Below are 13,099 nucleotides of genomic sequence, written 5' to 3' on the forward strand. Positions count from 1 at the left end.
ACACCGACGTCGAGACGCCGTACGAGGTGAACGTCGTCCTACGTCCCGACGTGCCCAACATGCCCGGAGGGATGTGGGCGCATGCGGGGCGGTCGAGGCGTGTGGGTGGCACATGGCCGGAAGTCAGCGCCCCATGCGCCCCGCCGCCACCACGATCCGGGCCAGTTCCTCGTGGCAGATGTCGCTGTGCGCCCCCGTCGGTGCACCACCCCTGCGCACGACGGCGCCCGCGTCCACGCTGACGCATCCGGTCGTCGGCAACCCGTCGCGCAGCGCCGCGGCCAGGGTCAGCCGGGGCGCGCCCGGCACCGCTTGCACGCCGTCGTGTCCGAGCGCGCCCCACCGCTCGTCCAGACCCAGGAGACCGGCCGAATCGCCCGCCATCCGCGAGGCCAGCGGATAGAACACCTTGAGGGCGGTGTCGTACGACGAGTGGCAGGCGACCACCGGGCCGTCCACCGCGCGCTGGAGACCGTGCAGGGCGCCGCCGCGGCTCTTGTCGTGCGGAAGGCGGTCCGTGAAGGCGTAGTGAGAGAAAGCGCCTTGGAGCAGGGTCAGGGACTTCACGTACCGGGCGTCGTCGGGCACCGCCCGCAGGGAGAAGGACACCACCCGGCCGCCGAAGCTGTGTCCGACCAGGTGGACGCGCAGGGCCGGCCTGCGGGTGGCCAGTCGGGCCAGTACGGGTCCCAGCCCCCGCTCGCCGATCACCCCGGCCCGCTTCTTCATCTCGTAGTACGTGGCCTGGCGCAGCACTTCCTTGGCACCGCCCCACAAGGCGCGCATTCCCCCGCCGAGCGAGAGGTCCGCCCGGTTCGCGGCGCCGCCCGACTCGATCAGGGCCTCGGTGAAGCGGCGGCACACCTCCAGGACGTCCTCGGTGAACATCGCCGGTATGTCCTCGCCGGTGGCCGCGGGTACGGCCGCGACCCCCGCCAGCTCCCGCACCAGCGCCCCGAACTCCACGAACGCCGCCTGCGACTCCGGCCGGTCCTCCAGCAACTCGGCGATCCGGTCGAGCTCTTCGGCGCGCCCCGGCCAGAACTGTCCCAGGGCCCGTCTGGTGTCGGGGTCCAACGCCGTCCCGAAACCCGGCTCGGCCAGCGCGCCCGCGAGGCCGCGCGGGTCGAAGTCCGGGATCGGCTCGTCGGCGAAGCGGATGGAGGGCCACAGGACCCCCGCGTACCCGAGGCGGACCGCCGGACCCACCAGCCCCGGGAACGGTGCGAAGAACCGGTCGTAGAGGAGGGTCGAGGTGGTCGGTTCGCTGTTCCAACCGTGCGCGAAGACCAGCAGGTCGGTGGCCTCCATCCCGTCCAGGGCGGTCCCGGTCCCCGGGGCCGGGTCCCCGTCGGAGTCGAAGACCAACTCCGCGTACGGAGCCACCCCGACACCCGTACCCCACGCCGCTCCACCCGACATGACGCCCCCCTCCGGGTCCTGCCACCGCGATCGGCATCCCGATCCCGCGGCCGGGCGGGCCCGCCCGACCGGTCCCGCGCCGACCCGGATCGTGAAGGGACGGCGCGTCTCACCGGTACAGGAGGTACCCGTCCCGGACCTTCGCGAACCGGGCCAGCCCCGCCGCCCAGTCGCCGGCGATCTCCTCGACCCCGGCGCCCGCGTCCACCATCGTCCGCACCCGGTCGGAACCGGTCAGCCGGTCGATCCAGTGGTCCGGCCGCCAGGCGAACCCGCTCCACGTCCGCCGCGCGGTGACCAGCAGCCCGATCCCCGCCCGCACCGGATCGAAGGCCGCCCGGTCGTGCACGAGCAGCCGGACCCCGCCGCACACCTTCCCGGCGTGCTTGGAGAAGGCCGGTGTGAAATAGGCCTCCCGGAACCACACCCCGGGCAGGTCGAGCCCGTTGGCCGCCCGCGCCCACCGTCGGTCGACCCCCTCCGCGCCCACCACCTCGAAGGGTGTCGTCGTACCCCGTCCCTCGGACAGGTTCGTCCCCTCGAAGAGGCAGGTGCCGGGGTAGACCAGGGCGGTTTCCGGTGTCGGCATGTTCGGGCTCGGCGGCACCCACGGCAGCCCCGTCTCGCCGAAGAAGGAGCCCCGGCGCCACCCCGACATCCGTACGGTGCTCAGGTCGAGCGGGCGCCCGGTCGGGAACTCTCCCTGGAACAGCAGCGCCAGTTCGGCCACCGTCATCCCGTGCGCGAGCGCGATGGGCTCGCGGCCCACGCCACTGGCGTACGGCCGGCGGAGCACGGGCCCGGACGCCCGCAGGCCGCCGATCGGGTTGGGCCGGTCCAGCACGACGACCGCCTTGCCGGCGAGCGCGGCCGCGCGCATGCAGTCGTACAGGGTCCAGATGTAGGTGTAGAAGCGTGCGCCCACGTCCTGGACGTCGAAGACGATCGTGTCGATCCCGGCGGCCGTGAAGACGTCCGCGAGACCCTGCCCGCTCTTGTCGTACGTGTCGTACACGGGCAGTCCGGTGGCCGGGTCCCGGGTCGAGCCCTCGGAAGCGCCCGCCTGCGCCGTCCCGCGGAAGCCGTGCTCGGGCCCGAACACCGCGACCAGGTCGACCCGTTCGTCGGCGTGGAGGACGTCGACGAGGTGGCGTGCGTCCGCGGTGAGGCCCGTCGGGTTGGTGACGACCCCGATCCGCTGCCCCGCCAGCATCCGGTACCCGTCCGCGGCGAGCCGCTCGAACCCGGTGCGCACCCGCCCCGTCGCGGCGGCCGCGCCCTCCGCCGTCCCCACGGCACCCGCCGCGCCCGCGACCCCCGCCCACCCCAGCACCCCGCGTCGTGACAGCGTCATCCGCACACGCTAGGCGTCGGCCCTCTTCCGATCCGACATACCGACTGGTTAGTCTGCCCGGATCACCGACACCTCGGCAGCGTCGAAAGGCATCCCCGTGAGCGCGTACCAGGACCAGCGAGTCGTCGTCACCGGCGCGGGCGGCGGCATCGGGGCGGCCCTCGCCCACCGCTTCGCCGCCGAGGGGGCCACCGTCGTGGTCAACGACCTCGACCCGGCGAAGGCCACCGCGGTGGCGGACGAGATAGGCGCCCGCGCCATCGCCGTCCCCGGCGACGCGTCGGCCGTCGTGGAAGAGGCCCGCGAGGCCCTCGGGGGCACCGTCGACGTCTACTGCGCCAACGCCGGACTCGCCTCGGGCGGCGACGCCTTCGCCGACGAAGCCGTCTGGGAGGCCGCCTGGGACGTCAACGTCATGGCGCACGTCCGCGCGGCCCGCGCCCTGCTGCCGCACTGGCTGGAGCGGGGCAGCGGCCGTTTCGTCTCCACCGTCTCCGCCGCCGGACTGCTGACCATGATCGGGGCGGCCCCGTACAGTGTCACCAAGCACGGCGCCCTCGCCTTCGCCGAATGGCTCTCGCTCACCTACCGCCACCGCGGCGTCCAGGTCCACGCGATCTGCCCGCAGGGCGTACGCACGGACATGCTGACCGCCGCGGGATCGGCGGGCGAGCTGGTCCTGGCGCCGACCGCGATCGAGCCGGAAGCGGTCGCGGACGTCCTGTTCGACGGCATGGGGAAAGGCCGGTTCTTGATCCTCCCGCACCCGGAGGTGGCCGACTACCACGCGGCCCGCGCCACCGACCCCGACCGCTGGCTGGCCGGCATGAACCACCTCCAGCAGAAGTGGGAGACCCCGTGACCGCGACCCCCCGCTACGCCGACCGGCCCTGGCTGGACCTCCTCACCGCCGCCCAGCGGGCCCCCGTCACACCCCCGCCCAGCGTGTTGGACGCCTTCCGCGCGGCCGCCGGGCGCGCGCCCGACCGCCCGGCGCTCGCCTACTTCGACGGACGCCTCACCTACGCCGAGACCGACGCGCTCTCCGACGCGGTCGCCGGGCACCTGGCCGCCCGGGGAGTCCGCCGCGGCGACCGGGTCGCGGTCATGCTCCAGAACACGCCGCACTTCGTGCTCGCCGTCCTGGCCGCCTGGAAGGCCGGCGCGATCGTCGTCCCGCTCAACCCCATGTACAAGTCGGGGGAGGTCGGGCACGTCCTGCGCGACTCCGGGGCCACCGCGCTGGTCTGCGACGCCCGGGCCTGGCCGGCGTACCTGTGCGAGGCCGCCCGGGGGAGCGCCGTGCACACCACCTTGACCGCGCGCGACACCGACTTCCAGACCCGTGACGACGTACGGGTCCTCACGCCGGACCGGGAGCCCCGGACAGCCGGCCTCCCCGCGATCCCGCGCCAGGGCCACCCCGACACCCGCTCCCCGACCGGTGCCACGCCGACCGCCCCGACCCCGGCCGGTGCCGGTCAGGGCCCCGAGGTCGCCGACCTGGCCACCGTCGCCCGTCGGGGCCGGCCCGCCCCGCCCGACCCCGGCCTCACCGCCACCGACACCGCCCTCGTCAGCTACACCTCCGGCACCTCGGGCCGGCCCAAGGGCGCGATGAACCCGCACGGCGCCATCGGCTACAACGCGGTCCGCCAGGTCACCGGCCATCCCGTCCCGGAGGGAGCCGTCTACTTCGCGCTCGCCCCGCTCTTCCACATCACCGGCATCGTCTGCGAGCTCGCCGCGTGCTTCGCCAACGCCGGCACCCTCGCCCTCGCCCACCGCTTCGAGGCGGGTGTCGTGCTGGACGCCTTCCTCGAACACCGCCCCGCCTACACCGTCGGCCCCGCCACCGCCTTCATGGCCCTGGCGGCCCACCCCGCCGCCACGCCGGACCACTTCGCCTCCTTCCGGGTGATCTCCTCCGGCGGAGCGCCACTCCCGCCCGCCCTGGTCGAACGCCTGCGCGCCGACTTCGGCTTCTACCTGCGCAACGGCTACGGGCTCACCGAGTGCACCGCCCCCTGCGCCTCGGTGCCGCCCCACCTGGAGGCTCCCGTCGACCCCGTCTCCGGCACCCTGTCGGTCGGTGTCCCGGGCGCCGACACCCTCGTCCGCGTCCTCGACGAGCACGGGGCCGAAGTGCCCTTCGGCGAGACCGGCGAGATAGCGGTCCGCGGCCCCCAGGTCGTACCGGGCTACTGGGGCCTGCCCGACGACACCGCGAAGGCGTTCCCGGACGGCGAACTGCGTACCGGGGACGTGGGGTTCATGGACCGCGACGGCTGGCTCTACGTCGTCGACCGGAAGAAGGACATGATCAACGCGTCCGGCTTCAAGGTCTGGCCGCGCGAGGTGGAGGACGTGCTCTACACCCACCCGGCCGTGCGCGAGGCGGCCGTGGTCGGCGTCCCCGACCCCTACCGGGGGGAGAGCGTGAAGGCGTACGTGAGCCTGCGCCCCGGCACCTCCGCCGAGCCCGAGGAACTGTCCGCGTACTGCGCCGAGCGCATCGCCGCGTACAAGTACCCGCGACAGGTGGAGATCCTGCCTGTCCTTCCGAAGACGACCAGTGGCAAGATCCTGCGACGGGAACTGCGCGAACGTGGCTGAAAACAGTCGGACGGTCGCACAACGCCCCGACAGGCGAGGGAACAGAGAGGAAGGCGAGCGCCATGGCCGCCAGAACCACCACGGAGCCGGAGGGCGCGGCCCCGGAGACCCCGGTGCCGCAACGGCTGTTGGCCGTCGCCACCAGGCTGTTCGCCGAACGCGGCTACGACCGCACCTCCGTCCAGGAGATCGTCGAGGCGGCCGGGGTCACCAAGGGCGCGCTCTACCACTACTTCGGTTCCAAGGACGACCTGCTGCACGAGGTGTACGCGCGCATGCTGCGGCTCCAGCAGCAGCGCCTCGACGCGGTGGCCGATTCCGACGCGCCGGTCGAGGAGCGGCTGCGCGCCGCGGCCGCCGACGTGGTGGTCACCACCATCGAGAACCTCGACGACGCGGCGATCTTCTTCCGTTCGATGCACCAGCTCAGCCCGGACAAGTTCAAGCAGGTGCGGGCCGAGCGCCGGCGCTACCACGAGCGCTTCCGCGCGCTGGTCGAAGAGGGCCAGCGCGCGGGTGTGTTCTCCGAGGCCACGCCCGCCGACCTGGTGGTGGACTACCACTTCGGGTCCGTGCACCACCTGTCCACGTGGTACCGCGCCGAAGGCCCGCTCACGCCGCAGCAGGTCGCCGATCACCTCGCCGACCTGCTGCTGCGCGCGCTGCGCCCCTGACCCGACGCGCCCGAAGGAGCCCGGGAGGGGCCACGGCGGTGCCGCGCTCAGCGGTACCGCTTCAGCTCCCGGTGCGCCAGCGAGCGCTGGTGCACCTCGTCCGGGCCGTCCGCCAGTCGCAGGGTCCGCGCCGCCGCCCACAGTTCGGCCAGCGGGAAGTCCTGGCTGACCCCGCCCGCGCCGTGCAGTTGCACCGCGTCGTCCAGGATGCGCACCACCGCTCGCGGAGTCGCGATCTTGATCGCCTGGATCTCGGTGTGCGCGCCGCGGTTGCCGACCGTGTCCATCAACCAGGCCGTCTTGAGGACGAGCAGGCGCAGCTGCTCGACGGTGACCCGGGCGTCCGCGATCCAGTTCTGCACGACGCCCTGTGCGGCCAGTTCCTTGCCGAAGGCAGTGCGGCCGATCGCGCGCCGGCACATCAGCTCGATCGCCCGCTCCGCCATGCCGATCAGCCGCATGCAGTGGTGGATCCGGCCCGGGCCGAGCCGCGCCTGGGCGATGGCGAAGCCGGACCCCTCCTCGCCGATCAGGTTCGCCGCCGGGACGCGGGCCCCGTCGAAGACCACTTCGGCGTGACCGCCGTGGTCGTGGTCCTCGTACCCGTACACCCGCATGGCGCGCCGGACCTCCACGCCCGGCGTGTCCCGGGGCACCAGGATCATCGACTGCTGGCGGCGCGGGTCAGCGCCGTCCGGGTCGGTCTTGCCCATGACGATGAAGACCTTGCAGTCCGGGTTCATGGCGCCCGAGATGTACCACTTGCGGCCGGTGACGACGTACTCGTCACCCCGCGCGGAGCGCTCGATGCGGGTCTCCACGTTGGTCGCGTCCGAAGAGGCCACCTCGGGCTCGGTCATCGCGAAGGCGGACCGGATCTCACCGGCCAGCAGCGGCTCCAGCCACTGCTTCTTCTGCTCCTCGCTCGCGAACTGCGCGAGCAGCTCCATGTTCCCCGTGTCCGGGGCGGCGCAGTTGGTCGCCATCGGCGCGAGGTGCGGGCTGCGGCCGGTGATCTCCGCCAGCGGGGCGTACTGGAGGTTGGTCAGTCCGGCGCCGTGCTCCTGCCCGGGCAGGCCGTGCCGGTCGGCGACGCCGTGCTGGTCCACGAAGAACAGGTTCCACAGGCCTTGGCGGCGGGCCTCGGCCTTCAGTTCAGCGAAGACGGCCGGGGTGTCCCAGGGCGAGGCCAGCCGTGCGCGCTGCTCGGCGGCGACGGGTTCCGCCGGGTAGACGTACTCCTCCATGAACGTGGAGAGCCGTGCGCGGAGTTCCTGGGTACGGGCGTCGAATGCGAAGTCCATGCGGATGTCTCAGCCTTCCTGGAGGGTGTTCAGACCGTGTTCGATGAAGACCGGGACCAGTTCGCCGATCCGGTCGAAGCCCGCGCCGACGGTCTGGCCGAGCGTGAAGCGGTAGTGGATGCCCTCCAGGATCACGGCGAGCTTGAACCACGCGAACGCCGTGTACCAGGCGATCGCCCCGGTGTCCCGGCCCGACCGGACGGCGTAGCGCTCGATCAACTCGGCAGGCGAGGGATGCCCGGGCGCGCCGCTGGTCGTGCTGACGGGGGAGTCGGCCAGCCCGAGGTCGGCGCTGTACATCGCGAGCAGCCCGAGGTCGGTCAACGGATCGCCGAGGGTGGACATCTCCCAGTCCAGTACCGCCCGGATGGTGTCGTCCGGCCCGCCGATCAGGACGTTGTCGAGCCGGAAGTCCCCGTGCACGACGGTGGCGGCGGGGGAGTGCGGCAGGGCCCGCCCGAGCGCGCCGTGCAGTTCGTCGATTCCGGCGAGTTCCCGGCCCCGGGAGGCGGCGAGTTGCTTGCCCCAGCGGCGCAGCTGCCGGTCGAGGAATCCCTCGGGCCGGCCGAAGTCCCCCAGACCCACGGCCTCCGGGTCCACCGCGTGCAGGTCGACCAGGGTGTCCACCAGGCCGAGGACGGCCCGGCGGGTGCGGTCGGGGCCGAGCCCGGCGAGCTGGTCGGCCGTGCGGTAGGGAACCCCGTCCACGTACTCCATGACGTAGAACGGCGCTCCCAGCACCGACTCGTCCTCGCACAGCAACACGGGTTCGGGCACCGGCACGGCCGTGCCGTGCAGGGCGCGGATCACCCGGTGTTCGCGCCGCATGTCGTGGGCGGTGGCCAGGACGTGTCCGAGCGGAGGCCGCCGCACGACCCAGCGGCCGGAGCCGTCGGTGACCACGTACGTGAGGTTCGACCGGCCGCCCTCGATCAGCCGGCCGCTCAGCTCCCCGGCCACGAGCCCGGGCCGCGCCGCGTCGAGATGGCCGCGCAGCCGGCCCAGGTCGAGGCCCCGTGGGCCGGCCGGCGGCGAGGCTGGTGCTGAGGTCATGGGGCGCACCTCCATGCGGAGTGGACGACGGTGGGACGAACGAAAGCCATCATGCCGACCAGTCGGTATGCCGTCCAGTGCCCCGGGCCGGGAAATGCCGGGAGCGGGCCGACGCCGAACCGCCCCGGCCCCGGTCGCCGGCCCCGCCGCCCCTCAGGCGTGGCAGAGAATCGGCGTCCCGCCGTTCATCACCGTCATGTCCCGGAGCACGGCCAGGATGTCCAGCGGCGCCCCCTCGGGCTCCCCGGCCAGCTCCGCGTAGGCCCGGTGCAGGTTCGCCACCAACCGCTCGCTCTCCCGCCAGGCCGCGAACTCGCCCAGGTCGGCCCCCTGCGCGACGTCCAACGGGCTCAGCCCCTTCGCCCGGCCCTCGCGGGCGAGCTCGGCGACGTAGCGCAGGTACCGCTCGGTGGCGTCGTACGCGGACGCGTCGGTCAGCGGCCCGTGGCCCGGTACGACGGTCTCCGCGCCCAGCGAGCGCAGCAGCCCCAGCGCGCGCAGGGACCCGGCCAGCGAGCCCATCGCCAGGAACGGCGTCCCCTCGGCGAACACCAGGTCCCCCGTGAAGACGACCCGTTGCCGGGGCAGCCAGACGACGGAGTCGCCGGTGGTGTGCGCGACACCCGGGTGGATGACCCGGACCTCCGTCTCCCCGACGTGCAGGGTCATCCGGTCGCTGTAGGTGAGGGAAGGGGCGGTGATCTCAATGGCGCCGAAATCGGTCGCGGGCCAGATCATCTCCAGCTGGTGCCCGGCGGCGAGCTGCTCGGAGCGCGCGTTGTCGTGCGCCAGGACCAGCGCCTCGGGGGTGAACACGCCGTTGCCGTAGGTGTGGTCGCCGTGGTGGTGGGTGTTCACCACGGTCCGCGGCAGCGGTACGCCGGCAGCCGCGACCGCGTCCCGCAGGGCCAGCGCCCGGCGCTCGGTGGCGGCGGTGTCGATGAGCAGCGTCCGGCCGCCGTCACTGACGAACCCGGCGTTGTTCAGGCACCAGCCGCCGTCCGGTTGGACGTAGGCGTACACCCCGGTCGTCGGCTGGACGAGGTACGGCTCATCGACGGTCATTCGCGCTCTCCCCGGGTCGCTTGACAGGAATTCAGCATCCTGCCGGCCGCCGCGGCGCCGGGGGAGGGCGGGGGTCCGGGCCGTGTCCGTGGTCGTCGTGTCCGTCAGTGGTCGTCGTAGTGCCCGTCGTGCTCCGCGTGCCGGTGTCCGTCGTGCAGGTAGTCCACGTGATCGCCGTGGGGCACGCTCTCGTGCCCGCACGCGGGGCCGTGCTCGTGCAGGTGCTCCTCGTGCGCCGTGTGCCCCTGGGTCTCGCACTCGTCCCAGTGTCCCGAGTGCTCCCGGTGCAGGTGGCCGTCGTGCGCGTAGTCGACGTGGTCCCCGTGGCGAACCGGGAGGTGACCGCAGTCGGGGCCGTGCGCGTGCTCGTGCAGGAGGTGTTCCTGGTGGAGGGTCGTCATGGCGCCGAGGCTAGTGCGCATCGTCCCTTTATGACCGTCATGTCCCTTGTGGCGCGGAGAAGGCGGATCATCCGACGGTCCGATCAGAAGATCAGCGCCACGGCGAACGCCGCCAACGCCGCCGTGCAGAGCGCCGCACCCAGCGCCACCCGCGGCGCGAGCACCGGCGGACGGTAGGCCTCCAGCTCCCGGATGCGCCGGTGCGCCACCCCGAGGAACACCAGCCAGAGCAGTACGATCATCGCCGCCCCACCCACCTCCGGCAGCGAACCCGATCCGCGTAGCGCCTGACGCCCCGCGAGGACCGCCGTCACCGCACACGCCAGCGTCGTACGCCGCCACGCGAGCCGGGTCCGCTCCGGCTGCAGCCCGGCGTCACGCCGCTCGTCCGGCCCCGGCACCGCCCTCACTTCGTCAGGCCCAGCAGGACGACCACCACCATCGCCCCGGCGACCAGCCCCACCCCCAGGCCCAACACCACCGGGAACCGCGACACGGGCAGATCCGCGCCCCGCCGCATCGCCCGTTCGCACCGCACCCAGTGGTTCACCGCCCGCAGCGCGCAGGCCGCCCCCACCGCCAAGAGCGCGAAGGACATCCCGACCCGCACCCCCCACCGCAGGTCCGGCAGGAACTGGTCCACCGCGAACCCGCCGCCGACCAGCGCCAGCGCGGTCCGGATCCAGGCCAGGAACGTCCGCTCGTTGGCCAGCGAGAACCGGTAGTCCGGGGTCTCGCCCTCGTCCTTCAACCGCTGGGGGGCGAACCAGAGGCGCACGTCCTTGACCAAGTCGATCACCCGATCAATCTACTGGCGTCCCTCCTCGTGCGCGCGCAGCCGCCGGTACGCCTCCATGCCGTCCGGCACCCACGCCCAGGCACCCTCCGCCACCCGCCGCGCCAGTTCCTCCTCGGAGAGCCACGCGTGCCAGGCCACCTCCGACTCCTGCGGTCGCACCGGAAGCCCGCACCGCACCTCGTGCACGTACGACCACCAGGCGCCGGCCGGCCCCTCGTAGAGGAACTTGAACAGCGGCCGGGGCTGCTCCAGCCCCCGCACCCCCAGTTCCTCCTCCGCCTCGCGCAGCGCCGCCCGCGCGTAGTCCTCCCCGGCGCCCAGCACCCCGCCCACGAACATGTCGTAGTGCGCGGGGAACACCAGCTTCGAGGCGGTCCTGCGGTGCACGAAGACCCGCCCGGCCGCGTCCTTGACCCGCACGAACACACACCGGTGGATCAGGCCGCGCCCGTACACCTCGCCGCGCGGCGCCCGCCCCGTCACCCGGTCGTCCCGGTCCACCACGTCCAGTACCTCGTCTGCAGCGCTCACGCGATTCATCCAACACCCCTGTTGACGGGTTACCGGTCCGTAGCAAAGGATCTGCCCCACCACCGACCGAGGACGGGCAGCCCATGACGTACGACGCAGACGTGATCGTGATCGGAGCCGGGCTCGCGGGGCTCGTGGCCACCGCCGAACTCGTCGACGCGGGCCGCAAGGTCATCCTGCTCGACCAGGAACCCGAGCAGTCGATCGGCGGGCAGGCGCACTGGTCCTTCGGCGGCCTGTTCTTCGTCGACTCTCCCGAGCAGCGCCGGATGCGGATCAAGGACAGCCGCGACCTCGCCCTCCAGGACTGGCTCGGCACCGCCGGGTTCGACCGGGAGGAGGACGCCTGGCCGCGCCGCTGGGCCGAGGCCTACGTCGACTTCGCGGCAGGGGAGAAGCGACCCTGGCTGCACGCCCAGGGGGTCCGCTTCTTCCCGGTCGTCGGCTGGGCCGAACGCGGCGGCTACGACGCCGGCGGCCACGGCAACTCCGTACCCCGCTTCCACATCACCTGGGGCACCGGCCCCGGCCTGGTGGCCCCCTTCGAACGTCGGGTCCGCGCCGGCGTGGCCCGCGGCCTGGTCGAGCCGAGGTTCCGCCACCGCGTCACCGGCCTCTCCCGCACGGCCGGCGCGGTGGACACCGTCAGCGGCGAGATCCTGGAACCCTCCGACGCCGTACGGGGCTCCGCGAGCGGCCGGGTGAGCACCGGCACCTTCTCGCTGCGGGCCCAGGCGGTGATCGTCACCAGCGGCGGCATCGGCGGCAACCACGACCTCGTCCGCGCGCAGTGGCCGGCCCGGCTCGGCACCCCGCCCGAGCGCATGCTGTCCGGGGTGCCGGCCCACGTCGACGGCCTCATGCTCGGCATCGCCGAGGAAGCCGGCGCCAGCCACATCAACAAGGACCGGATGTGGCACTACACCGAGGGCATAGAGAACTGGAACCCGATCTGGGCCCGGCACGGCATCCGCATCCTGCCCGGGCCCTCCTCGCTCTGGCTCGACGCCACCGGCAAGCGGCTGCCCGTACCGCTCTTCCCGGGCTTCGACACGCTCGGCACCCTCGACCACATCATGAAGACCGGCCACGACCACACCTGGTTCGTGCTCAACCAGCGCGTCATCGGCAAGGAATTCGGCCTCTCCGGCTCGGAACAGAACCCCGACCTGACCGGCAAGTCGGTCCGTGACGTCATCGACCGCGCGCGCCAGGCCGTACCCGGGCCGGTCAAGGCCTTCATGGACCGCGGCGCGGACTTCGTCGTCGAACGGGACCTCGCCTCCCTGGTGCGCGGCATGAACGCCGTCACCAAGGAGAACCTGCTCGACGAGGCGACCGTCCGCGAGGCGGTCGTGGCCCGGGATCGCGAAATGGCGAACCCCTTCTCCAAGGACGCCCAGGTGACCGCGATCCACGGAGCGCGCAAGTACCTGGGCGACCGCCTGATCCGTACCGCCGCGCCGCACCGCATCCTCGACCCGAAGGCCGGTCCGCTGATCGCCGTCCGGCTGTCCGTCCTGACCCGCAAGTCCCTCGGCGGCCTGGAGACCGACCTCTCCTCCCGGGTGCTGACCGGCGACGGCGAGCCGCTCCCCGGCGTGTACGCGGCCGGAGAGGCGGCCGGCTTCGGCGGCGGCGGCGTACACGGCTACCGCGCGCTGGAGGGCACCTTCCTCGGTGGCTGCCTCTTCTCGGGCCGCGCGGCGGGCAGGGCCGCGGCCAAGGCTGTGGGCTGAGCGGGACGGGGTGCCGCCTGCCGGTCCGCCCGCGGCCCGAGTCCCCGGGCCCGAGCCCCCGGGCCCCGGCCCCGGGCCCCGGCCCCGGGCCCCGGCCCGCAGCGGGCCGTAGGGTGCCCAGGGCTGTTGCGCGTCGTACCG

The 13,099-nt window shown here is 73.2% G+C and carries 13 protein-coding genes; 4 read left to right on the forward strand and 9 right to left on the reverse strand.

Annotated elements, in window-relative coordinates:
* Positions 1–123: 123 nt before the first annotated feature.
* Positions 124–1,422: a serine-threonine protein kinase gene (locus E6R62_RS20750; RefSeq protein ID WP_206308789.1), complete on the reverse strand. Its 1,299-nt coding sequence runs from the start codon at positions 1,420–1,422 to the stop codon at positions 124–126.
* Between the two features lie 109 nt (positions 1,423–1,531).
* A complete protein-coding gene (locus tag E6R62_RS20755; RefSeq protein ID WP_136214983.1) occupies positions 1,532–2,776 on the reverse strand; it encodes an exo-beta-N-acetylmuramidase NamZ domain-containing protein in 1,245 nt (414 codons plus the stop codon).
* A gap of 91 nt (positions 2,777–2,867) precedes the next feature.
* Here E6R62_RS20755 and E6R62_RS20760 point away from each other — a divergent pair, with 91 nt between their 5' ends.
* The 3 genes from E6R62_RS20760 (at position 2,868) to E6R62_RS20770 (ending at position 6,066) form a co-directional block, all read left to right on the forward strand.
* Positions 2,868–3,638 (forward strand): SDR family oxidoreductase, encoded by a 771-nt coding sequence (locus E6R62_RS20760; RefSeq protein WP_206308794.1) that lies wholly within the window; start codon positions 2,868–2,870, stop codon positions 3,636–3,638.
* Positions 3,635–5,392: an AMP-binding protein gene (locus E6R62_RS20765; protein WP_240801795.1), complete on the forward strand. Its 1,758-nt coding sequence runs from the start codon at positions 3,635–3,637 to the stop codon at positions 5,390–5,392. The genes E6R62_RS20760 and E6R62_RS20765 overlap by 4 nt, the downstream gene beginning before the upstream one ends.
* 62 nt (positions 5,393–5,454) lie before the next feature.
* Positions 5,455–6,066, forward strand: coding sequence for a TetR/AcrR family transcriptional regulator (locus E6R62_RS20770; protein ID WP_136214986.1), 612 nt, complete (start codon positions 5,455–5,457; stop codon positions 6,064–6,066).
* A gap of 47 nt (positions 6,067–6,113) precedes the next feature.
* On the opposite strand, the gene E6R62_RS20775 is transcribed toward E6R62_RS20770, so the two are convergent.
* The 7 genes from E6R62_RS20775 to E6R62_RS20805 all read right to left on the reverse strand — a co-directional run bounded on the left by E6R62_RS20775 (position 6,114) and on the right by E6R62_RS20805 (position 11,219).
* Positions 6,114–7,370: an acyl-CoA dehydrogenase family protein gene (locus E6R62_RS20775; RefSeq protein ID WP_136214987.1), complete on the reverse strand. Its 1,257-nt coding sequence runs from the start codon at positions 7,368–7,370 to the stop codon at positions 6,114–6,116.
* Positions 7,371–7,379: 9 nt separating this feature from the next.
* Complete coding sequence (locus E6R62_RS20780) at positions 7,380–8,423, reverse strand: phosphotransferase family protein (protein WP_136214988.1); 1,044 nt, start codon at positions 8,421–8,423, stop codon at positions 7,380–7,382.
* A gap of 153 nt (positions 8,424–8,576) precedes the next feature.
* Entirely contained in the window at positions 8,577–9,488 is a 912-nt protein-coding gene (locus E6R62_RS20785; protein WP_136214989.1) for an MBL fold metallo-hydrolase, read from the reverse strand.
* Between the two features lie 104 nt (positions 9,489–9,592).
* A complete protein-coding gene (locus tag E6R62_RS20790; RefSeq protein ID WP_136214990.1) occupies positions 9,593–9,889 on the reverse strand; it encodes a hypothetical protein in 297 nt (98 codons plus the stop codon).
* Between the two features lie 83 nt (positions 9,890–9,972).
* Positions 9,973–10,290, reverse strand: a complete 318-nt coding sequence (locus tag E6R62_RS20795) for a DUF202 domain-containing protein (protein WP_206308790.1) — start codon at positions 10,288–10,290, stop codon at positions 9,973–9,975.
* 5 nt (positions 10,291–10,295) lie between these two features.
* Entirely contained in the window at positions 10,296–10,688 is a 393-nt protein-coding gene (locus E6R62_RS20800) for a YidH family protein (RefSeq protein WP_136214992.1), read from the reverse strand.
* A 9-nt stretch (positions 10,689–10,697) separates the two neighbouring features.
* Complete coding sequence (locus E6R62_RS20805; protein WP_136214993.1) at positions 10,698–11,219, reverse strand: NUDIX hydrolase; 522 nt, start codon at positions 11,217–11,219, stop codon at positions 10,698–10,700.
* Positions 11,220–11,302: 83 nt separating this feature from the next.
* Between E6R62_RS20805 and E6R62_RS20810 the strand changes: the two genes are divergently transcribed.
* The gene (locus E6R62_RS20810; protein ID WP_136214994.1) at positions 11,303–12,958 is read left to right on the forward strand and encodes an FAD-binding dehydrogenase; all 1,656 of its coding nucleotides are present in this window, start codon (positions 11,303–11,305) and stop codon (positions 12,956–12,958) included.
* Positions 12,959–13,099 lie beyond the last annotated feature (141 nt).

It is taken from the genome of Streptomyces sp. A1136, assembly GCF_004795055.1.
In the GTDB taxonomy this organism is placed as follows: domain Bacteria; phylum Actinomycetota; class Actinomycetes; order Streptomycetales; family Streptomycetaceae; genus Streptomyces.